Origin of the sequence: Vibrio maritimus, from assembly GCF_021441885.1 — a bacterium.
Classification (GTDB): domain Bacteria; phylum Pseudomonadota; class Gammaproteobacteria; order Enterobacterales; family Vibrionaceae; genus Vibrio; species Vibrio maritimus_B.
The window spans coordinates 452,968-474,877 of the sequence record NZ_CP090438.1 but is presented as its reverse complement, the minus strand read 5'-3'; the positions used below and the strand labels follow the sequence as shown (position 1 = coordinate 474,877).

Below are 21,910 nucleotides of genomic sequence, written 5' to 3'. Positions count from 1 at the left end.
TTGGCTGCTTACGCATGCTGAGATAAAAACTCACTCAGCATCCCCGTCACATACTCTGGCTGCTCTAAGTTACTAATATGACCTGCAGAAGGGATCACGTTGATCGAGCTTCCAGTGATCAGATCATTCATTAGGTAAGACTCAAGCACTGGACGAGGCTTATCTTCTGCACCAACGGCAATCAAGGTCGGCAATGCAAACTTCTCAATCTCATCACAGAGGTCACGACGACCAAACACCATTCGACCGATTCGAGCAACTTGATCTGCCTGCTCACCTGACAAAGCGGCAAGTTTGGTTTCAAAACCTGAAACTAACTCTGTATTATCTTGCTTGGCATTATTGGCAAAAAACAACGGCACAACCGCGTCGACAATGGGTGCGGGTACCATCTTAAGCTCAGAGATCGTCGCTAGCATTGAAAAATACTTGGCATGCGCAACCTCAGGCTCTAAACCGACGAAAGTATCCATCAACACTAAGCTTTTTACTCGAGCTGGAGCCAGAGCCGTCAACTCCGAGCCCCACATGCCGCCAACCGACAAACCGACGATTGAAAACGTCTCAATCCCAAGCTCATCCATTAACGCCAACACGTGCTTGGCGTAATCGGCAAGATTACTCATTGATGCCGGTGCGGCTTGCGACTGTCCATGAGCCCACAAATCAGGAACGATACAACGATAGTGCTGACTCAGCGCTTCTACTTGCGGCTGCCACATTTGGCTATCCCACAAATAGCTGTGACCAAATAGGACGACCGGCCCCTCGCCGACATCCTGATACGTCATGACTTGTCCTTCAACGGTAAACTGCTTCATGTTGTCGTATTCCCTAATTAATAACCATTACTTTGCTATTCAAGACTGTAGCACGATAAGCCAGTCTCGGACTTTAGGAGTTTTGTGCAGAAATGTCATTAAAAAAGGCCACTTGCGTGACCTTCATTGTTAACCTTTTATCGGACTTAGCTGATCAATTGGCCAGCGTGGCGTCGCCTCAACCGAAAGTTCGGCCGCTTCACCATTTTTAAGTCGCTGCATGCCCGCATAAGCAATCATCGCCCCATTGTCAGTACAAAACTCAGTGCGTGGGTAATAGACCTCACCACCGATTTTGCTCGCCAGCGCCTCTAGCTCTTTACGCAAGAAACGGTTAGCACTCACACCACCCGCGATAACGATACGCTTCATACCCGTTTGCTTTAGGGCACGCTTACATTTGATTGCTAGAGTTTCACACACCGCCTCTTGGAATGCGTAAGCAATGTCTGCGCGCGTCTGCTCACTATCATCGTTCGCCGCAATGGTATTCGCTGCAAACGTTTTAAGACCCGAAAAGCTCATATCAAGACCCGGACGATCCGTCATTGGACGTGGGAACTTAAAGCGACCTGGCGTGCCTTTGTCTGCAAGCTTAGAAAGCAGCGGCCCACCCGGGTAATCAAGGCCCATCAGTTTCGCCGTCTTGTCAAATGCTTCGCCAGCGGCATCATCAATAGACTCACCAAGGATCTGATACTCACCAATGCCTTTTACTTCAACGATCATGCTGTGTCCGCCTGAGACCAACAGAGCGATAAATGGGAATGGTGGTGGATTGTCTTCCAGCATTGGTGCCAGCAAGTGTCCTTCCATATGATGCACCGGCACAGCAGGCACACCCCACGCGTAAGCCATGCTGCGTCCAATCGTCGTACCAACCAGCAGCGCACCCACCAGACCTGGACCAGCGGTATAGGCCACACCGTCAATATCTTTTGGTGTCAGATTCGCTTCTGCTAATGCTGCTTTGATCAACGGGATCGTTTTCTTCACGTGATCACGTGACGCCAATTCAGGGACAACACCGCCGTAATCAGCGTGCAGTTTTACCTGGCTATATAGTTGATGAGACAGCAGTCCTTTTTCATCATCATAGATTGCGATGCCTGTTTCATCACAAGAGGTTTCAATACCTAGAATGCGCATATTGTTCTCGACATATTTCGAAATTGGCGCAATATTACCTCGTCATGAGCTCGCAAACAAATTTTGTACAAGAGATAGACGACAAAGTACTTTACAAAGGGCATGTGATCGGATTAAAATTCCGCACCATTTTTGATCTAGCTGGTTTTACGCTTAGAACAGAGAGTTCCATTGAGAGTTCTTAGTACTAACCAACAAGCGCCAGCATTAATGAACAGTTAACCCCTGAGGTGAAAGGCATATGCCAGTAGTTAAAGTACGTGAAAACGAACCGTTCGACGTTGCACTACGTCGTTTCAAGCGCTCTTGCGAAAAAGCAGGTATCCTTTCTGAAGTGCGTCGTCGTGAGCACTATGAAAAACCAACTACAGTTCGCAAACGCGCTAAAGCAGCAGCTCAAAAGCGTCACGCTAAGAAGCTAGCTCGCGAAAACGCTCGTCGCGTTCGCCTGTACTAATAACTAGGTCCAAATAGGATTTTAGTTATGGCTCTGATTGATAAACTCAAAGAAGAGCAAAAATTAGCGATGAAAGCCAAGGACAAAGCGCGCCTTGGCACTATTCGTTTAGCTCTAGCAGCCGTTAAGCAACGTGAAGTCGACGAACAGATTACTCTGGGCGAAGACGACATTCTTGCTGTGCTGACTAAAATGGTTAAACAACGTCGCGATTCTGTTACGCAATTTGAAGCAGCTGGTCGTCAAGATCTCGCTGAAGCTGAGCAAGCTGAAATTGCCGTACTTGAGGATTTTATGCCTCAACCGCTGACTGATGATGAAGTCGCTGCACTGATTGACAGTGCAATTGCAGAATCTGGTGCTGCGGGCATGCAAGACATGGGTAAGGTAATGGGTGTGCTTAAGCCACAAATTCAAGGTCGTGCAGATATGGGTAAAGTAAGTGGTTTAGTTCGCTCTAAACTCGCTTAATTACTCAACCAAAATTGCAACAAGCCGTGCTATCCTTTGGAACGCACGGCTTGTTTGTATCTCTCTCTTGTAAAAAGGTTTTATGGCAGGAATCATCCCTCGTAGCTTTATCGATGACTTACTCGCTCGACTTGATATTGTCGACGTCATTGACGCACGCGTAAAACTGAAGAAACAAGGTAAGAACTACGGTGCTTGCTGCCCATTCCATAACGAAAAAACCCCTTCTTTCAGCGTAAGCCAAGAAAAGCAGTTCTATCATTGCTTTGGCTGTGGCGTACACGGCAATGCTATCGACTTTCTCATGGAGTATGAACGCCTCGAGTTTGTTGAAGCGATTGAAGAGTTAGCTTCATCATTAGGGTTGGATGTTCCAAGAGAACAGCGCAGTGGGCAATCGGGTAATTTCTCCAAAGGACCTACCGCTAGTAGCGAACAGAAACGATCTCTCTATGATCTGATGGGGACCATAGGTCAATACTACCGAGATCAGCTTAAAGTTTCTGCAAACAAAGTCGCTATAGAGTATCTAAAGGGCCGTGGGCTCTCTGGAGAGATTGTTCAGAAGTTTGGCATTGGCTACGTCCCAGATGAATGGGATAGCGTGCGTAAGAACTTCGGTCAACAAAAAGCCACTCAAGACATGTTGGTGTCTGGTGGTATGTTGATAGAAAACGACAAGGGTAACCGATATGACCGCTTTAGAGGTCGTATCATGTTCCCTATTCGTGACCGACGTGGTCGTGTGATTGGCTTTGGTGGACGTGTTTTAGGCGATGGTACGCCCAAGTACCTAAACTCTCCTGAAACGCCAATCTTCCATAAAGGTAAAGAGCTTTATGGCCTTTACGAAGTGCTGCAAGCCTATCGTGAGCCACCACAGGTTCTTGTCGTAGAAGGCTATATGGACGTCGTCGCACTGGCACAATATGGCGTTGACTACTCTGTCGCCTCTTTGGGTACGTCAACAACAGGTGATCACCTTCAGGTACTGTTTCGCCAAACCAGTACAGTCGTGTGCTGTTACGATGGTGACCGAGCGGGTCGAGATGCTGCTTGGCGCGCAATGGAGAATGCTCTGCCTTACTTAAATGATGGTAGGCAGCTTAAATTCATGTTCTTGCCAGACGGCGAAGACCCGGATTCATTCATTCGCCAAAACGGCAAAGAAGCGTTCGAAGCCGAAGTGCAAAATGCCATGCCATTATCTGAGTTTATGTTTTCCTCACTCATGCAGCAGGTCGATACCCGCACGAAAGAAGGGATGGCAAAGCTTAGCACTCTAGCGGTTCCATTGATCGACAAAGTGCCCGGCGGCACATTGCGACTATACTTGAGGGAGCTTCTAGGGCGTAAACTGGGTCTTGTCGATGAAAGACAACTGCAACAGCTTATCGATAAGCAAGGTCAGCAAGAAACGCGAGCTCAGCCTCATAAAGAGATTAAACGCACACCAATGCGTGAAGTCATAGCTCTCCTTTTACAAAATCCGAGCTATGCTGAAATGGTACCTGATTTGTCCACAGTGAGAGATTTGTCACTGCCTGGGCTGAATTTATTTGTGGAAGTGGTTGATAAATGTCAAGCACATCCCCATATGACTACAGGCCAGCTATTAGAACAATGGCGTGGAAGTAGTAATGAGGCACTTCTGTCTCGTCTCGCAAGTTGGGTCATTCCACTTGACGACGACAACCAAGAAGACGTATTTATCGATTCATTGGACAAAATTTTATCCCAATGCATTGAAAAGCAAATTGAAAACCTGCAGGCCAAAGAAAGAAGTGTCGGCTTATCAGTCGAAGAAAAACGGGAGCTGCTAGCCTTGATGCTAGACTTAAAAGCGTAACCCAATTCAGTTAGTCAGCAACGAATAAATTTGTTAATATTAGTGGTTTGCATTTCGCATACTAAAATTCCTTCACCAGATCTTAAGTTGGATATCGTCTATGGACCAAAATCCGCAGTCACAGCTGAAGCTACTTGTCATTAAGGGCAAGGAACAAGGCTATCTGACCTACGCAGAAGTAAATGACCACCTACCTGAAGAAATCGTCGATTCAGAACAGGTAGAAGATATTATTCAGATGATTAATGACATGGGTATTAAGGTAGTAGAGACTGCTCCTGATGCTGATGATCTTGCTCTGAATGATGACAACAACATTACTGATGAAGATGCAGCCGAAGCCGCTGCAGCTGCACTTTCTAGCGTTGAAAGTGAAATCGGTCGTACTACTGATCCTGTCCGCATGTACATGCGTGAGATGGGTACTGTTGAGCTATTGACTCGCGAAGGCGAGATTGACATTGCTAAACGCATTGAAGACGGTATCAACCAAGTTCAAAGCTCAGTGGCAGAATACCCAGGTACCATCCCATACATTCTTGAACAGTTTGATAAGGTGCAGGCGGAAGAACTTCGCTTAACTGACGTTATCACTGGCTTTGTTGATCCAAACGAAGAAGAAACAGCGGCACCTACTGCTACACATATCGGTTCCGAACTGTCTGAAGCAGATCTTGAAGACGAAGATGATGAAGACGTCGAAGAAGAAGACGATTCAGAGAGCGAAGAAGAGGAAGATACAGGTATCGACCCTGAGCTTGCTCTTGAAAAATTCACTGCGCTTCGTAACACCTACCAAGATCTTCAGTTAGCCGTAAACGAATTCGGCTACGACAGCCCACAAGTGGCTAAGTCGCATGAACTAGTACAAGAAGTGTTCCGTGAGTTCCGTCTAACGCCTAAGCAGTTCGATCACCTTGTGAACGAACTACGCACGTCTATGGACCGCGTACGTACTCAAGAGCGCCTGATCATGCGTCAAGCGGTAGAGTACGGCAAAATGCCGAAGAAATCGTTCATCGCGCTGTTCACAGGTAACGAATCAAGTGATGCGTGGCTAGACGAAGTTCTTGCTTCTGATAAGCCGTACGCAGAAAAGATCAAGCGTTACGAAGATGATATCCGTCGCTCTATCCAGAAACTGGACATCATCGAAGAAGAAACTTCGCTTTCTGTACAAAACATCAAAGACATCAGCCGTCGCATGTCTATCGGTGAAGCGAAAGCTCGCCGTGCGAAGAAAGAGATGGTTGAAGCGAACTTACGTCTTGTTATCTCTATCGCGAAGAAGTACACCAACCGTGGTCTACAGTTCTTGGATCTTATCCAAGAAGGTAACATCGGTCTGATGAAAGCGGTAGATAAGTTTGAATACCGTCGCGGTTACAAGTTCTCGACTTACGCAACATGGTGGATCCGTCAGGCTATCACGCGTTCAATCGCTGACCAAGCTCGTACCATCCGTATCCCAGTACACATGATCGAGACTATCAACAAGCTAAACCGTATCTCTCGTCAAATGCTTCAAGAAATGGGCCGTGAGCCACTTCCTGAAGAATTGGCAGAGCGTATGCAAATGCCTGAAGATAAGATCCGCAAAGTACTTAAGATCGCTAAAGAGCCAATCTCTATGGAGACACCAATCGGTGACGACGAAGATTCGCATCTAGGTGATTTCATCGAAGATACAACGCTAGAGCTACCAGTAGACTCAGCAACGATGACAAGTCTACGTGTTGCAACGAAAGACGTACTAGCTGGTCTAACGCCTCGTGAAGCAAAAGTACTTCGTATGCGCTTTGGTATTGATATGAACACTGACCACACTCTAGAAGAGGTTGGTAAGCAGTTCGACGTAACGCGTGAGCGTATCCGTCAGATCGAAGCAAAAGCTCTGCGTAAGCTTCGTCACCCAAGCCGCTCAGAAACGCTGCGCAGCTTCCTTGACGAGTAATCGCATCAAGCTTTAACAAAAAGGTGAGCACTGGCTCACCTTTTTTGTATCTGCAAGGTTTAAGTGACTAAAAAGCAAGCGCAATTAGCCCCTACTGCATCTAGACACTCGCCCTACCTTCCCCTATAATCATCCACCTATTGGCCCCTTAGCTCAGTGGTTAGAGCAGTCGACTCATAATCGATTGGTCCGCAGTTCAAGTCTGCGAGGGGCCACCAAATTTAGAAAGGCGCATAGAGAAATCTATGCGCCTTTTGTCATTTCATCCCACTCTCTTCCATAATAAATTGCTTGCTCAACAAACAGTAAGCGTAGGCTGCTACCAACTTCTTAATTCTTTGTACCAATGCTACACTCCGTTCTCTTAGCAATAGGGACAAGGAGCTTAAGTGTCCACAATGATAACCAAGGATAGCAGGTGTAATGAGTATCAGCGGCGTATTTTTACGGCGATGAACTTTATCAGTGAACATGCAAAGGACAATCTATCACTAGAAGATATAGCGCGTAGTGCCCACTTTTCTAAGTACCATTTCCACCGTTTATTTAAAGCTTTCGCGGGTGAGACGGTAGCCGATTTCACGCGACGGACAAGGTTAGAGAAAGCCGCTAATCAGCTAGTTCTCGACGCTAATATCAATATTACTGATCTCGCTCTAGAGTTTGGTTTTTCCAGTGCTCAAAATTTCACAAAGCAGTTCACTAAGCAATTTGGTCAGCCTCCTAGCTTTTTCAAGCATAGAAAAAACCATGTGGAGAGCCTAGCTATCCTGCGAAACAACATAAAGCTCCAGCAGCCCGACGAAGCTAATCTTTCCGATTCACAACTGAATGTTCAACTTATCAACCGCCCCAAGTTCAGCCTAGCCTACACTCGCTTTCTCGGTCCTTACCATTCGGATTCCACACGCGCGTACATGACTCAACTCCAAGAGATATTGAAAGCGGCACAAATAGAGGTAACGAAACCAATAGGTATAGCCTGGGATAACCCAGAGATCACCGAGACGACAAGGTGTCGTTATGATATTGGAGTCGAATGCCCCAATACAGTCACCCTACCCGAGTTACTACATATTCAGTCATTTCCTGCTTCAACTTGTGCGGTATATCAATGTGAAATCACCAACGGTGATCTTGAGAAGCCTTGGGATGATTTGATCACCTCTTGGCTGCCCTATAGCGGATATACGCTTTCAGGCTTACCAGGCTTTGAAACCTTTGAAAAATTTGACCTAGACGACCCTTCATCACCATGGGTGATTGAGATTTGCCTTCCAATCGTACCAATGGAAAATTAGCAAGAATGGAAAAGCCACAGATCTGATTCGTTTGTAAAGTGACTCACACCATAATCACAAGAGGACTGAGAATGAGTCATCAATCATTAACAGTAATTGGCGCAACAGGTACTTTATCCGTACCCGTCATCAAGCAACTGATCAACAGAGGCGTGTCAGTCAAGGCTGTGGTGCGTAACGTAGAGAAAGCGCGAACCTTGCTTCCGGAAGAAACTGAAATCGTTTATGGGGATGTAGAGGATAAAGAAAGTCTCATCAAAGCTCTACAGGGATCAGAGCATGTATACATACATTTAAACACCACCTCTTTGGATGCTAATTTATCTTTCCACCCCGAGCGTGAAGGAGTCCGCAACATTATCGCCGCTGCCGAGCAAAACCAAGTAAAACAATTAATTCAAATAGGTGGTATTGAATCACTAAGATCTGACTTCGCTCTCGAAGGAAGACAACTAAAGACGAGCTTAATTCGCGAACAAGGAATGAGCTATGTTAAAGAGTCTAAGATTGCGCATACCTTTTTGCTTTGTTCGTTCTTTGTTGATTCCTTCCCGGTCTACATTCAAGAAAGAACCTTTGCGCTTTTTGGCAACTTAAAACATTCGCTCTATTTTACCAATACGCATCAACTAGCCAACAGCATTCTCAATGCCATTGGCAACCCTGAGGCTTTTAACCGCTCGTTTGCTATTCAAGGAAAAGAAGGAATGTCGTTTCCCGAGGCTGCTCGTCGCTTTATTCATAACTTCAACCCTGATATCACAATTGAACACTACCCCATTGAAGTTATTCAACAAATGGGATTACCTGCAGAACAAGTCGAGTTCATGGAGCACATGATGCTATTTGTAGAGCAGTTGGCGGAACAGCCTATCCAAGATGAGAGCTGGAAAGTACTAGGAGAGCCTAAACTGAGCTTTGATGAGTTTGTAAAACAGCTCAAATAGTTAGTCCAATGATCCGTTGAGGCGAGTAGCTTGAGCTAATCAAGGAACTCGCCTCAACCTCTTAGGTTAAACTACTGCACGATCCCTCGGGAAGTACCAACTCTTCTCCCTTCCTCGATCTCCCATTGAATGCCATATTTATCAATCCAATAAAAGAAGGTAATTGGGAAGCCGTCTAACTTCTCAGGATGGTACGATGAACGAGGGTCGATCATCTTGGCATCAGGCTGAGCTTTTAGGTAATTAAATACCTCATTGCAGTTCGATACTTCCAGCGCGATATGACGAGGCCCACCTAAGTCATAGGTTCGTGGTTGTGGTGGTAACTCACGATTACCAATGGGTTTATGGTATTTCATCAGCTCCAAGTAGATGTGGGCGTATGGATGTTTAACAAATAGAACGTCAACAATCACATCTTGACCGGCAAGCCCGGCGTCTTGATTAAACTGCGCCATAGAAACACCACGATAATCCATCGGCTGACCTTGCTCATCGAAAGCTGGCTTAAAACCAAGGACTCGCTGGTAGTACTTACTCGCGCTATCGACATCATCAACGATGACATTAATATGAGAGAGACCGAGCACAAAGGCGCTGATGTCATTTTGCTCTATACGTTCGAGCAGCGTCTCTGATGCCGATGGGGCAATCTCTACTAGGTAGTTCACTTTACGCTGACTGACGAGATCTGGGTGACAAAGCAAATAGGGTTTGTCCTGCTTATGTTCAGTATCACTTGGCGCTTCTACTATCGCCACTGGCCATTGCTTACTTTGGAACCATTGAGGATTTATAGCAAACGCCGCCGCAACCATATCAAAAGGATTAAAGCCTTGCTTAGCGCCGAATACCGCTTTCCATTCTAAATACCACCCTAGTGAGTGCTCAGCTAAATAACGACTGAGCTGATTAGACTCCGCCAACTGCTCTAGATCTTTAAAATGAATCCAAACTTGTTGGCATACTTCGAACGGAACCAAGGTAAGCGCTACATCACCCTCTAACACCTTACGAAAAGCAGGAACATCAAATTCAAAATTAAGATCCCGAAAAGGCCTTGGTTGATGGGAGCCGGAAATGAAATGCTGATCCACTGAGCGTCGACCTGCAACACAAATAATCTGCTCAATCTGACAACTCAGCTCAGGAAAATATTTTAGTAACAGCGCGATATTGGTCAGTGCTCCGATGGCAAGAATGGTTAACCTTCCCTGCTGTAACTGCTCTGCCAACGCTTTCACACCATCGGGTAATGTGGCTTTGGTATATTTGTCATCTTCAAAGTTTACCGCCGCACCAGCCGTTACCGTTAAGCTGTTTGGACCAAATCGTGCGGTAAACTCTTTCGCCTTGGCGGTAGTAACTGCAATATCGTCCGTATTACCGCGCGTCGAGCTTAACCCAACAATATCAACCTCCTGGCTACGAAACAAAGCGCCTAGCGCATAACCATCATCAACATCTCGGAACGCCATTAACTTGCCATGCGTACCAATCGTGATATCCGTGTCTATCCATAGACGTGTTTGATTGCCTTGCAGTGGTGCTTCCTTGCTTACTCTCTGCATTGTTTCTCCACAGTAGTCTCTAGTAACTCACCAATCGTGACCTCTTGGTGATGTGATTGATTTCTTCCACTGGTTTTACAGTGATAGAGATGAACATCAGCGGCATCAAACGCCTCGGCAAGTAGCGCCTCGCCATCAAAAGCGAGCTGAGTAGGTGCGATAGCGATAGAGCCTATCGAGATAGTCACGCGATTAAAGGGAGGGTTACCGCGATGCAAGATACTCAGATCTTCTATTGCATGATGGATACGGTTAGCGACGCCCTCAATTTCTTGAGACGTGTTTGCCTCAATCACCACAACAAACTCTTCTCCTCCCAGACGCACAGCAAACCCCTGACCTTTTACTTGTTCGCCAATCACCGACGCCACCATACACAAGGCGTTGTCACCCGCAATATGGCCATAGAGGTCGTTATAGGCCTTAAAGTTATCGATGTCACAAACCATGTAGCCAACGTATCGACCGTGGCTGAGATGATGCATCAAGAATGCCTTACCATCGCGTGAGTACTTGTAGCGAGAGCCAAGACCTGTAAGAGGGTCGGTGTCTGTTTGCTGTTGCAATACCCCTAGTTGGTTTTCTATCTTTTGGATAAGACTCATGTAGGAACGAGCAAGGTCACCTATCTCATCATCACGCTGCACTTCTTTTGGAATGTTTAAGCGAATGTCTTCCACATCCGATTTCATGGAATTCGCCAGCCGTTTAAGTGGGCTCACAATCCAAAGCGTGACCCAATATATCAACACCAAAGAGACCAAAAATGCACCGCTGGCCTCAAACAGCAAACTGCGTACTAACGCCTTACGAAAAGCCTGAAGCTCCGTGGCATCAAGCACCAACCAGAGCTCTCCTCCATTTTCATTTCGCAGTTCAATACAAACATGCAAAATGTTCTGCTTCAGATCCAAAAGCCAATGCTGTTGGCTTAAATCAGGCTTAGACCAAGGTAAGGTGTAGGTTTTGTGGATCTCTTGACTCGACTGTAAACTATTGAAGTCGCTTTGAAGCTTGTTTTTTACGTAAGTCAGCTTGTTGACTCTCGCTTGCGTTTTTTCGTCTTTAGAGCTTAGTGCCGCGTCTAACTCTTTTAGCCGTGCAGCGAGCACTGTGACCTCAGTGTCATCAATATCCGTTCGCCAAGCCTGTTGTTCCTTGGGGGAGTAACGAACTCCTATCGGTTGCCCTTGATAATCTGATGTGCCACTGACCTCTAGAAACCGAAGGTTGGGTATACTGAAAAGTGTGTCTTTAGTGGTTGGCATAAGCAGCTTGGCATAGTTTCGCCCAGCCACAGCGCCCGAGAGGAACGTATTGTGCGGGGCGAGATGTGCCTCGGCAATCTCAACCGTGGTGTCGAGTCGATTAGACCACTCACTGGTGTATCTTGTGTAGGTCATCCCGACGATGATGAACATCACTAAAACCAGATGCGAGACAAACAGCATCTGGTTTATAGTCAACCGACCAAACAGATTGGGGCCCAAATTAACGAATCCTATTTAGACTCATACACTTCCAAAACGGGCTCAGTACAGGTGCCATTGATGCAAATATCTTTGTACGTGGTGTGGCAGTTCTGACAAAAACTTGGCTCTAGTGTCGGGTGCATAGAAGAGATGTCCTTGCCTTTTCTATCGTAGCTCCCATAAATTGCCTCGCCTGCAATATGCTCCGTTACCCAGACAATGCCTTGAACCTCAGAGACGGCAACCACAGTGGGACCATCGGTATAAGGACCGTGGGTCTTGTACTGTTCAATCTTTTCTGGGTTAACGCGAATGGTTAATGGTGAGCCTTCACCGTTGTTGATCCAGCTGTAAGCCCGAACGGACTCTTGGATAAACAGTGACGTGTCAGGTGGGAGTACCGTATCGGCTGGCAGGTTCATAGATTCCTTTACGACCGGCCAATCTTCCCAGCCTTTGGGGTAACTAGCATTCGATTCTGCGTATACCCACATTGAAAATAATAAACTAATAGAAGTACTTAACAGGCAGCACTTGGCTACCTTTGAAACTAGCTGACTAAACATCCTTATCGAGTCCTGCTTAAGTTGTTATAATATTCAATGGTACAATTAATTAACATTTCTACCAATAGAGCAGTATCACATGATGCGCCTTTTCCGTGGTTCAGGCGTAACATAGAGCATACTTTCTCAAAACGAGCGCGATATAGGTCACGCAAAGAGCACCTAATCGTAACACGTAATTTCACATGTCGTTACACAAGTTCGAAATTTAGCCCTTTACATCTGCCATTAAGCAATGAACACTGCCTTTCGAATTACACAGTCAGTCGATACAGTAGAGCCAGCAGCACATTATGAGTAACACAACGACAAAAAAGTCGAACCCACTATTTGAAATCCTCTTCAACGTTTTCATTCCATCTTTTATCCTGATGAAGTTCAGCGGTGACGAACATCTTGGAACGGCGATGGCTCTGGTTGTTGCTTTGCTGTTTCCTGTGGTCTACGGCGGTATGGATCTTATCCGCAATAAGAAATTTAACTTTATCGCAGCGTTGGGTTTTATCAGCGTGTTATTGACCGGTGGTATCGGGTTATTAGAGCTTGATACACGCTGGCTAGCTTTAAAAGAAGCATTGATTCCAGGTCTTATCGGCTTGGCGGTTCTTGGTTCGACCTTTACGCGCTATCCGTTCATGCAGAAAATGATCTTGAATGACACGGTACTCAACCTCGAGCTTATAACAGAGCGCCTGCAAGAGCGCGGTAAGACACAGGCCTTTGACCGCTGCCTAATGTCGTCAAACTACCTGTTCGCGAGTACTTTTGCGTTTTCATCGGCTATGAACTACTTTCTTGCAACCTGGATAGTAACCAGCCCAGCAGGTACTGCAGCATTTAATGAAGAGCTCGGGAAGCTCACGCTCTACAGCTACCCTATTATCGCCATCCCAAGCATGTTGATGATGATGGGTATTTTCTATTATGTTTGGCGTCAAATCCGCGGCATGACCTCTCTTGAAACAGAGCAGATATTCCACACTAAGTAATCCCGAAAGCATTTTATGAAACAGCCCGATTACGCATTCGTTGTTCGGGCTTTTTTGTACCTCTAGCGCTTTACCCATCCCAACCTTCACACCTCTCGACGTGTCATCGGTTTCTTCATTCAACCTCTTAATACTTGTTTTCACCATTTCTTCAATTGATTCTTTGGCAAGTTTTTCAATAAACAGACTTTATTAACGGCTCAAAACAAACACCAAGAGCACCATCATTAGCCGACATATTTCTCAGTCTCCGCCTATAGAAAAGCAAAATAATGACCACTTTGCGATAGTTATCACAACAAATTCACTGTGCTATTTTTCGGATAGAATTAACGTGCACTTTTGAGTAGTGACCTATCTCACTCTTTAGTACTACCACTTAGAAGGTAAGCATATAACTACACATATAAGATAGTAAGCACTTACAAAATAACCAAAAAATCACCATTACGTGAAGGGAACCAACTTAGAAGCTCGATGAAAAAACATACAATTCGCCGTAAATTTAACGTTTTTGACGGACTCAATCTCAGTTTTGACGTTTTTGACGGGAAGCGTAATTGATAAATTGTGCTTTAAGGTGTTTTCTTAGTAACGCCTAAGGCCTACAGGCCACTCTTTAGGACCCTATTTAGAGAGGTAGGCTTTAGCAACATGTGAGAGGGAAGCACTTGGTCTCTCTGTGAAACAAAAGCAAATAGTAAGGAATAGCTATGCTTGCGCATATTAAAAAAACAGCACTAGCGACAGCAATTATTGCGACCGCAGTAACAGGTTTCAGCTCTGTAGCAACAGCAGCAGAACGCAGCGAACTCACTATCCACCCGAAAGAGTTCAACACCTTTGTTCGCAACTTCAACCCATATTTGGGTGCAACCTACTTACACACAACAACCGACTTCCTATACGAGCCGCTTGTTGTATTTAACGAAATGCACGGCAACGAGCCTGTGTTCCGTTTAGCTGAAGGCTTCAAAATGGCAGACGATCTTATGTCTGTAACCTTTGATATTCGTAAAGGCGTGAAGTGGTCTGACGGCGAAACATTTGATGCTAACGACGTATTGTTCTCGTTCAACCTAGTGAAGAACAACCCAGCCCTGGACCAAAGTGGTATCAACTCTTGGGTAACTAAGGTAGAGAAACTCAACGACTACCAGCTTAAGTTCTACACAACTGAGGCTAACTCAAACGTTCCTTATGAAATCGTTAAGGTGCCAATCGTGCCTGAGCACGTTTGGAAAGATGTGAAAGATCCAACAACGTTCACTAATGAGAACCCTGTAGGCTCAGGACCTTTCACTGAAATTGACACCTTCACTCCACAGCTTTACGTTCAGTGTCGCAACCCTAACTACTGGGATAACGACAATCTAGAAGTCGACTGTCTGCGTGTTCCTCAGATCGCCAACAATGATCAGTTCCTAGGTAAAGTTGTAAACTCAGAGATGGACTGGACATCATCGTTCATCCCAGATATTGACCGTACTTATGCAGCAGCGTCGCCAAATCATCAATACTGGTATCCACCAGCAGGTACACAAGCATTTCTTGTGAACTTTAAACATAAAGATCCTGCTAAAAAGGAAGCGTTGACTAACGTTGACTTCCGCCGCGCATTCTCTATGGCTCTTGACCGTCAAACAATTATTGATATCGCATTTTATGGCGGCGGTACAGTAAATGACTTCGCTTCAGGTCTAGGTTACGCATTTGCTACTTGGTCAGATGAATCGACGCACAACAAGTACAAGGGCTACAACTCTTACGACGTCGACGGTGCAAAAGCACTGCTTGAAAAAGCGGGCTTTAAAGATGTCAATGGTGATGGTTTTGTAGATACTCCATCAGGCAAGTCATTTGAGCTGTTGATTCAATCTCCTAATGGTTGGACCGACTTCAACAACACAGTTCAGCTAGCGGTTGAGCAACTTGCAGAAGCAGGCATTAAAGCAAAAGCTCGTACACCAGACTTCTCTGTGTACAACCAAGCAATGCTTGAAGCAAACTATGACGTTGCTTACACAAACTACTTCCACGGTGCAGACCCGTACACATACTGGAACTCTGGCTATAACTCGACCCTGCAAAGTGGTGACGGTATGCCTCGTTTTGCCATGCATTTCTACAAGAATGCTGAGCTAGATAACTTGCTAAACAGCTTCTACAAAACTGCAGATAAAGCTGAGCAGCTAGAAATCGCTCACGGCATCCAGAAAATCATTGCTCAAGATCAGGTTACTATCCCGGTTATGTCTGGTGCTTACATGTTCCAATACAACACGACTCGCTTCGCGGGTTGGTGGAACGAGCAAAATCCTAAAGGTCGTCCAAACATCTGGGCCGGTATCCCAGAGCGTCTACTTCACGTACTGGACCTGAAACCAGTTAAGTAAGTAAACACAAACTAAAGCGGTACGTCCGTACCGCTTTCTTCCCCTCAATATCAGTGTTGATGTGTGGCGCTCGTCGTCAGGGGCTTACTCGTTTCAAAATTTGAGATGAGGCTACCAGCAGCAAGGAAAAGCTGGGTAATTAAGGTGTGAGTTATGGGTTATTTTTTAAGACGTTTGTCCTTTTATATGGTGGCACTTCTGGTTGCAGCCACCATCAACTTTATTATTCCTCGAGCAATGCCAGGCGATCCAGTCACCATGATGTTCGCCAACGCGACGGTTCAGGTAACTCCAGAGCGTATTGCTGCGATGAAAGAGCTACTGGGTTTTGTGGACGGTAACTACTTCGTTCAATACCTACATTACATGAAAAACATTCTGAGCTGGGAGCTAGGTACCTCGATTCAATTCTTCCCGCTATCGGTCAATACACTATTAGGTAGTGCTTTCGGTTGGTCACTGTTTCTGGCAGGCAGCGCGGTTATTCTTTCGTTCTCAATCGGCTCGGTACTGGGCATTTTCGCCGCATGGAAACGAGGTTCTAAGTTCGACACCTTTGTCACTCCGGGCATGCTTATCATTCAGGCAATGCCTCAGGTGGTTATCGCTATGATGGCCATGTTCATCTTCGCTATCGGTCTGAAATGGTTCCCTACAGGTTACGCCTACACTGCTGGTACCCTGCCAGACTGGACCAGCTGGGCATTCATCAAAGATGTGCTCTACCACGCGGTCTTGCCTCTATTCTGTGCGACGGTTATTCAGATCGGTGGCTTCCTAGTCAATATGCGTAACAACATGATCAACCTTCTCAATGAAGACTACATCACGATGGCAAAAGGTAAGGGGCTGAGTGAAAACCGCGTAGTGTTCAACTACGCCGCTCGTAACGCACTACTACCAAGTGTTACCGCACTTTCAATGTCTCTTGGTGTTGCGATTGGTGGTCAGCTGATTGTCGAAATCATCTTTAACTACCCAGGTCTTGGCTCTGTGATGCTCAACGCCATCCACGCTCGTGACTACCAGGTTCTGCAAGGACAGCTGCTTATTATGACTCTGTTTATGCTCTTCTTTAACTTAGCGGCTGACATGCTTTATGTCGTGCTTGATCCTCGTCTACGCAAGGGAGGCAAATAACCATGAAAGGTTTCTTACAACTCGTGTGGCGTAATACCACTGCCAGGATTGGACTTTCAATCATAGGTTTGTTCGTGTTTATGGCGGTCGCAGCCCCACTTATCACTAAACACGCACCAGACAAACGCACGGGTAACTCTCATGAATACCCAAGTGCCGTGGTAAAGCTTGCTCAAGCGAATCCTGATGGCTGGGTGGCACAAAATCTTGCAGATGATCGCCGAACGCTCCTGATGTCGAAAAAAGCCGATCATCCAATGGGCACAACTCGTATGGGTCGTGATATCTGGTCACAGGTTGTTTACGGCGCACGTGTTTCACTAATGGTTGGCTTTGGCGCCGGTATCACCGTTTGCTTCCTTGCTACCGTTATCGGTATCTCTGCAGGCTACTTTGGTGGTCGAGTTGACGAAGTACTGACCTCAGCCATGAACATCATGCTGGTTATCCCTCCGTTCCCATTACTGTTTGTGGTGGCCGCATTTATCGGCGAGGCAGGTCCGCTAACCATAGCCTTGGTCATCGGCTGTATGTCCTGGGCGTGGGGCGCCAGGGTCATTCGAGCACAAACCCTATCACTACGTGAGAAAGAGTTCGTAAAAGCAGCCGAAGTTCTGGGCGAATCGCGCCTTCGTATTATCTTCGTTGAGCTGCTGCCAAACCTCATCTCCATTGTTGGGGCAAGCTTCATCGGCTCTGTTATGTACGCCATCTTGATGGAAGCAACGATCTCATTCCTAGGTATGGGCGATCCAAACACGATCAGCTGGGGCATCATGCTTTACAACGTTCAAACCTCATCTGCCATGCTTATCGGCGCGTGGTGGGAAGTGATTGCACCATGTTTAGCACTGACATTCCTAGTGACTGGTTTAGCCTTGTTGAACTTCGCGGTAGATGAAATTGCTAACCCGCAGCTTCGTTCACACAAAGGTATGAAACGCTGGAAGAAAATCGCAGCACAAGACAAAAAGCAGCGTGAAGTTGAAGTCGCGCCTCAAAATGCACTATGGAGCGGAGATCGTTAATCATGTCAGAACCACTAATTTCAATCCGCAACCTTTGCGTTGACTACATTACCGATGCTGGTGACGTACGTGCTTGTAACAACGTCAGCTTCGATATCGGCAAAGGCGAAGTCTTCGGTCTAGCTGGCGAGTCTGGCTGTGGCAAGTCAACAGTCGCCTTCTCTCTTATGCGTCTTCATAAACCACCTGCTTATATCAGTGGCGGTCAGGTACTGTTCAATGGTGAAGACATTCTTCAGTACAGTGACGACCGCATGCAGACATTCCGCTGGAGCGAAATGTCGATGGTATTCCAAAGTGCGATGAACGCGCTAAACCCTGTACTGACGATGGAAGAGCAGTTCTGTGACGTCATTATGCGCCACACCAACATGACTCGTGATCAGGCAGTAAAACGTGCTCAAGGGCTTTTGGAAATCGTAGATATCCACCCTAGCCGCTTAAATGATTATCCACACCAATTCTCTGGCGGTATGCGTCAGAGACTGGTCATCGCTATCGCGCTAGCACTGAACCCTAAGATGATCATTATGGATGAGCCGACTACAGCATTGGATGTAGTTGTGCAACGCGAGATCTTACAAAAGATCTATGCGCTAAAAGAAGAGTTTGGCTTTTCTATTTTGTTCATCACCCATGATATCTCACTTATGGTCGAGTTTTCTGATCGAATTGGGATCATGTATTCAGGAGAGCTTATTGAGGTTGCACCGTCGAAACAGATCCTTGAATCGCCTTACCACCCTTACACCAAAGGGCTGGGTAGTTCGTTCCCGCCGTTGACGGGCCCTAAGACCAAGCTGACTGGTATTCCTGGAAATCCTTTAAACCTTTTAGAGGTGCCTCAAGGCTGCCGATTCCAAGCTCGTTGTGACCGAGTACATGAAGCTTGTACTCGCGTACCCACTAAGCTGCGTCAAATCGAGCACAGCCGTTTTTCAAACTGCCATTTGTACGGTGAACCTATTGCCGTCGCGCCAGAGTTGTCATAACGACCACCAGCGAAGAAGTAAGTATTAACAAGGATTTCTGGAGAACAATTATGAGCAACTATGGTGAACTACTTATAGAAGGCAACAACGTCGTTAAAGACTTTCCCATCAATAGTAATGCGCTATCTCAGCCAATGATGCGTGCGATTAACGATGTCTCATTCAAGATGTACAAGAGCCGTGGATTATCAGTCGTAGGTGAGTCCGGCTCGGGCAAATCCACCACGGCTAAGATGATAGCCAAGATGTATGCGCCAAGTGGCGGTGAGATCAAATACCGTGGTCGTGACATTCAAGATATCACCTCGCGTCGTGACCTGATGCAGTATCGCGAAGGCGTACAAATGGTATGGCAAGACCCGTTTGGTTCACTTAACCCAACGCACACTATTTTCCACCACATTGCCCGTCCTCTGCTGATACATAACAAGGTCAGCAAGGGCAACAAGAAAGAGTTGGAAGAGCGTGTTTACGACCTACTAGAACAAGTTGGGTTGATCCCACCAAAAGAGACAGCGGCGAAATATCCGCATCAACTTTCTGGTGGTCAGAGACAGCGTGTCAACCTTGCTCGAAACATTGCCGTAGGTGCAGAGGTCGTGCTCGCAGACGAACCGACATCCATGCTGGATGTATCGATTCGAGCAGGCGTTCTCAACCTGATGGAAGAGATGAAGTTCGAGAGGCAGATGTCGCTACTTTACATCACTCACGACATTGCAACGGCACGCTACATCGCCGAAGACATCTCCGTGATGTATGTCGGTCACATGGTCGAATGGGGCGACACTGACGAGGTCATTGCTAACCCTCAGCATCCCTATACCCAGCTGCTGGTATCTGCCGTCCCCGATCCATCCAAGTCCATCCACGAGAAACTGGAAGGAAACAAAGGTGAAATCCCATTGTGGACACCAGCATCAGTAGGCTGCCCATTTGCAGGACGCTGCAAGCACGCCACCACTAAGTGCCGTGAAGCCTTACCTAGCGTTACCAAGCTATCAGACAACCACTTCGTACGTTGCTACTTATACGAGAACTAATACCCGGCTCCCTTCTCGGGAGCCTAGCTGTAGGGATAAGTTATGGAAGAAAACATGCAATTACTCACTAACCACATTGGCTACCACATAAACAGTGAGAAGCGCGCCGTGTTAATGGCTCAACAGTCACAGCATGAACTCGCTAGTGCTTTTTTAGTGGATGCCCACAATGACGAAATCGTGCTCGAACTGAGCCCTATTGGTGGCGCTAACGTGGATAATTGGCATCAAGGTGTTTTCTTCACTCTCGATTTCAGTCAATGGACAGAGCAAGGTCACTACTACCTGCGCTATCAGACAGTACGCTCTCAATCTTTTGAAATCGCCGAAAATCAGCTCTATAACCGCTGCTTCTCAGACATTATCCACTACTTCAAATCTCAGCGATGCGGTGGGGAGTTTGATGCCGCCGACAAGCAAGCTTCGATTGTAGGCAGCCAAGATTCGGTGGATGTCCATGGTGGCTGGTATGACGCATCTGGTGATGTCAGCAAGTACCTTAGCCACCTGTCCTATGCCAACTATTTGAATCCTCAACAAACCCCTATGGTGGTTTGGAATATGCTCAAGGCACACGACATAGTGTGTGAGCGCATCGAGAGCCCAAACTTTGTTGCTACCCGGCTTCTAGAAGAAGCGCTTTACGGTGCCGAGTTCCTTTCGCGCATGCAGCATCACAGTGGCTATTTCTATATGACGGTTTTTGACAAATGGAGTAAAGATCCCACGCAGCGAGAGATCTGCGCTTACGAGACTCAACTCGGTCATAAGAAAACCAACCATGAGGCTGGGTTTCGTCAAGGCGGCGGCATGACCATCGCAGCACTTGCGAAAAGCAGCCAGGTGAGCTCACTTTCAAAGGATAACGCTGCCACTTATTTAGAAGCAGCAAAAGCAGGCTATTGGCACCTCAAAGAGCACAACGAACAATACCTTGATGATCGTACACCGAACATCATTGACGAATATTGCGCACTTGTAGCGTCAGTGGCTCTGTATCAAGCCACCTCGGAACCACAGTTCCTAACGGAAGCAAGAAGCTGGTTTGATGCATTAGCCAAAAGAGCACAGAGCGACCAGCATCATGCTTTTTACTGGTCTGCAAATGACGATGGCAGTCGACCTTACTTCCATGCTGCAGAGGCTGGGCTGCCTAACATCGCACTGACTGAGTATCTAGCAATAGAAACCGAAGCAGAGCGAGTCAAAGCAGCGCGAGAAACGCTCAATAAAGCCTGCCAATTTGAAATCAACATTACTCGTCAGGTTTACAACCCTTTTGGCTACCCAAGGCAGTACGTAAAAGCCGTCGATGGGGTCAAACATGACGCGTTCTTTATCCCTCATCAAAACGAGTCTGGTTACTGGTGGCAAGGCGAAAATGCTCGCTTGGCTTCACTTGCCTCAATGGCTTTTTTGGCTCAACCGCACCTAGAAGACTCCGCTTTGAAAGCTCAGTTATCGCACTACGCCGATGACTGTATTAGCTGGGTGCTCGGTGCCAATCCCTATGATATGTGCATGCTCGATGGTCATGGCCACAACAACCCCGACTACCTACCGAAGCTTGGTTTCTTCAATGCTCTCGGAGGGGTGTGCAACGGTATCACCGCAGGCTTTGAAGATGAGGCTGATATTGCCTTTAACCCACCAGTTCATAAAGACGACATGCTACAAAATTGGCGCTGGGGTGAGCAGTGGATCCCCCATGCAGGTTGGCTACTTCTCGCTTTGGCACTGTGGCAGCAACACTATAAAAACTAA

General features: G+C 46.6%; 18 protein-coding genes and 1 tRNA gene. 14 read left to right on the top strand and 5 right to left on the bottom strand.

Features of this window, described 5'->3' with window-relative positions; genetic code table 11:
* Positions 1 to 8: 8 nt before the first annotated feature.
* Together LY387_RS02200 and tsaD are read right to left on the bottom strand one after the other, a co-directional pair.
* Positions 9 to 821 (bottom strand): alpha/beta fold hydrolase, encoded by an 813-nt coding sequence (locus LY387_RS02200; RefSeq protein WP_234495165.1) that lies wholly within the window; start codon positions 819 to 821, stop codon positions 9 to 11.
* Between the two features lie 129 nt (positions 822 to 950).
* The gene (gene tsaD, locus LY387_RS02195; RefSeq protein WP_042473362.1) at positions 951 to 1,970 is read right to left on the bottom strand and encodes a tRNA (adenosine(37)-N6)-threonylcarbamoyltransferase complex transferase subunit TsaD; all 1,020 of its coding nucleotides are present in this window, start codon (positions 1,968 to 1,970) and stop codon (positions 951 to 953) included.
* A 241-nt stretch (positions 1,971 to 2,211) separates the two neighbouring features.
* Here tsaD and rpsU point away from each other — a divergent pair, with 241 nt between their 5' ends.
* The 7 genes from rpsU (at position 2,212) to LY387_RS02160 (ending at position 8,949) form a co-directional block, all read left to right on the top strand.
* Positions 2,212 to 2,427: a 30S ribosomal protein S21 gene (gene rpsU / locus LY387_RS02190; protein ID WP_001145625.1), complete on the top strand. Its 216-nt coding sequence runs from the start codon at positions 2,212 to 2,214 to the stop codon at positions 2,425 to 2,427.
* A gap of 27 nt (positions 2,428 to 2,454) precedes the next feature.
* Entirely contained in the window at positions 2,455 to 2,898 is a 444-nt protein-coding gene (locus LY387_RS02185; protein ID WP_234495164.1) for a GatB/YqeY domain-containing protein, read from the top strand.
* 82 nt (positions 2,899 to 2,980) lie between these two features.
* On the top strand, positions 2,981 to 4,747 hold the full coding sequence (dnaG, locus tag LY387_RS02180; protein ID WP_234495163.1) for a DNA primase: 1,767 nt from the start codon (positions 2,981 to 2,983) through the stop codon (positions 4,745 to 4,747).
* A 100-nt stretch (positions 4,748 to 4,847) separates the two neighbouring features.
* Positions 4,848 to 6,701 (top strand): RNA polymerase sigma factor RpoD, encoded by a 1,854-nt coding sequence (rpoD, locus tag LY387_RS02175; protein ID WP_128648949.1) that lies wholly within the window; start codon positions 4,848 to 4,850, stop codon positions 6,699 to 6,701.
* A gap of 142 nt (positions 6,702 to 6,843) precedes the next feature.
* Positions 6,844 to 6,919, top strand: a tRNA-Ile gene (locus LY387_RS02170).
* A gap of 180 nt (positions 6,920 to 7,099) precedes the next feature.
* Entirely contained in the window at positions 7,100 to 8,002 is a 903-nt protein-coding gene (locus LY387_RS02165) for an AraC family transcriptional regulator (protein ID WP_234495162.1), read from the top strand.
* A 71-nt stretch (positions 8,003 to 8,073) separates the two neighbouring features.
* The gene (locus tag LY387_RS02160) at positions 8,074 to 8,949 is read left to right on the top strand and encodes an SDR family oxidoreductase (RefSeq protein WP_234495161.1); all 876 of its coding nucleotides are present in this window, start codon (positions 8,074 to 8,076) and stop codon (positions 8,947 to 8,949) included.
* Between the two features lie 71 nt (positions 8,950 to 9,020).
* Here LY387_RS02160 and LY387_RS02155 read toward each other — a convergent pair whose 3' ends face one another.
* The 3 genes from LY387_RS02155 to LY387_RS02145 are packed head-to-tail and all read right to left on the bottom strand — an operon-like array spanning position 9,021 to position 12,486.
* Entirely contained in the window at positions 9,021 to 10,520 is a 1,500-nt protein-coding gene (locus LY387_RS02155) for a nucleoside hydrolase (protein WP_234495160.1), read from the bottom strand.
* Entirely contained in the window at positions 10,508 to 12,010 is a 1,503-nt protein-coding gene (locus tag LY387_RS02150) for a GGDEF domain-containing protein (RefSeq protein WP_234495159.1), read from the bottom strand. Before LY387_RS02150 ends, LY387_RS02155 begins: the two co-directional genes overlap by 13 nt.
* Before the next feature lie 11 nt (positions 12,011 to 12,021).
* Positions 12,022 to 12,486, bottom strand: coding sequence for a hypothetical protein (locus LY387_RS02145; protein ID WP_234495158.1), 465 nt, complete (start codon positions 12,484 to 12,486; stop codon positions 12,022 to 12,024).
* 365 nt (positions 12,487 to 12,851) lie between these two features.
* Here LY387_RS02145 and LY387_RS02140 point away from each other — a divergent pair, with 365 nt between their 5' ends.
* From LY387_RS02140 to LY387_RS02110, 7 genes are all read left to right on the top strand, one after another.
* On the top strand, positions 12,852 to 13,547 hold the full coding sequence (locus tag LY387_RS02140) for a VC0807 family protein (protein ID WP_128648954.1): 696 nt from the start codon (positions 12,852 to 12,854) through the stop codon (positions 13,545 to 13,547).
* 713 nt (positions 13,548 to 14,260) lie between these two features.
* Positions 14,261 to 15,943: an ABC transporter substrate-binding protein gene (locus LY387_RS02135; protein WP_234495157.1), complete on the top strand. Its 1,683-nt coding sequence runs from the start codon at positions 14,261 to 14,263 to the stop codon at positions 15,941 to 15,943.
* 153 nt (positions 15,944 to 16,096) lie between these two features.
* Complete coding sequence (locus LY387_RS02130; RefSeq protein ID WP_234495156.1) at positions 16,097 to 17,083, top strand: ABC transporter permease; 987 nt, start codon at positions 16,097 to 16,099, stop codon at positions 17,081 to 17,083.
* 2 nt (positions 17,084 to 17,085) lie between these two features.
* Positions 17,086 to 18,111 carry an ABC transporter permease gene (locus LY387_RS02125; protein ID WP_042473346.1) on the top strand — a complete coding sequence of 342 codons (1,026 nt, stop codon included), beginning with the start codon at positions 17,086 to 17,088 and terminating at the stop codon, positions 18,109 to 18,111.
* A 2-nt stretch (positions 18,112 to 18,113) separates the two neighbouring features.
* Positions 18,114 to 19,103, top strand: coding sequence for an ABC transporter ATP-binding protein (locus tag LY387_RS02120; protein ID WP_234495155.1), 990 nt, complete (start codon positions 18,114 to 18,116; stop codon positions 19,101 to 19,103).
* A 50-nt stretch (positions 19,104 to 19,153) separates the two neighbouring features.
* Positions 19,154 to 20,146, top strand: a complete 993-nt coding sequence (locus tag LY387_RS02115) for an ABC transporter ATP-binding protein (protein WP_234495154.1) — start codon at positions 19,154 to 19,156, stop codon at positions 20,144 to 20,146.
* A gap of 54 nt (positions 20,147 to 20,200) precedes the next feature.
* Complete coding sequence (locus tag LY387_RS02110) at positions 20,201 to 21,910, top strand: glycoside hydrolase family 9 protein (protein WP_234496038.1); 1,710 nt, start codon at positions 20,201 to 20,203, stop codon at positions 21,908 to 21,910.

Bases quoted from the DNA above. Each gene is read 5' to 3' on its own strand.
- LY387_RS02115 (WP_234495154.1), top strand. From the start codon at position 19,154: ATGAGCAACTATGGTGAACTACTTATAGAAGGCAACAACGTCGTTAAA.
- LY387_RS02165 (WP_234495162.1), top strand. From the start codon at position 7,100: ATGATAACCAAGGATAGCAGGTGTAATGAGTATCAGCGGCGTATTTTT.
- tsaD (WP_042473362.1), bottom strand. From the start codon at position 1,970: ATGCGCATTCTAGGTATTGAAACCTCTTGTGATGAAACAGGCATCGCA.
- LY387_RS02110 (WP_234496038.1), top strand. From the start codon at position 20,201: ATGCAATTACTCACTAACCACATTGGCTACCACATAAACAGTGAGAAG.
- LY387_RS02125 (WP_042473346.1), top strand. From the start codon at position 17,086: ATGAAAGGTTTCTTACAACTCGTGTGGCGTAATACCACTGCCAGGATT.
- rpsU (WP_001145625.1), top strand. From the start codon at position 2,212: ATGCCAGTAGTTAAAGTACGTGAAAACGAACCGTTCGACGTTGCACTA.
- LY387_RS02160 (WP_234495161.1), top strand. From the start codon at position 8,074: ATGAGTCATCAATCATTAACAGTAATTGGCGCAACAGGTACTTTATCC.
- LY387_RS02120 (WP_234495155.1), top strand. From the start codon at position 18,114: ATGTCAGAACCACTAATTTCAATCCGCAACCTTTGCGTTGACTACATT.
- rpoD (WP_128648949.1), top strand. From the start codon at position 4,848: ATGGACCAAAATCCGCAGTCACAGCTGAAGCTACTTGTCATTAAGGGC.
- LY387_RS02130 (WP_234495156.1), top strand. From the start codon at position 16,097: ATGGGTTATTTTTTAAGACGTTTGTCCTTTTATATGGTGGCACTTCTG.
- dnaG (WP_234495163.1), top strand. From the start codon at position 2,981: ATGGCAGGAATCATCCCTCGTAGCTTTATCGATGACTTACTCGCTCGA.
- LY387_RS02135 (WP_234495157.1), top strand. From the start codon at position 14,261: ATGCTTGCGCATATTAAAAAAACAGCACTAGCGACAGCAATTATTGCG.
- LY387_RS02145 (WP_234495158.1), bottom strand. From the start codon at position 12,486: ATGTGGGTATACGCAGAATCGAATGCTAGTTACCCCAAAGGCTGGGAA.
- LY387_RS02140 (WP_128648954.1), top strand. From the start codon at position 12,852: ATGAGTAACACAACGACAAAAAAGTCGAACCCACTATTTGAAATCCTC.
- LY387_RS02200 (WP_234495165.1), bottom strand. From the start codon at position 821: ATGAAGCAGTTTACCGTTGAAGGACAAGTCATGACGTATCAGGATGTC.
- LY387_RS02185 (WP_234495164.1), top strand. From the start codon at position 2,455: ATGGCTCTGATTGATAAACTCAAAGAAGAGCAAAAATTAGCGATGAAA.
- LY387_RS02155 (WP_234495160.1), bottom strand. From the start codon at position 10,520: ATGCAGAGAGTAAGCAAGGAAGCACCACTGCAAGGCAATCAAACACGT.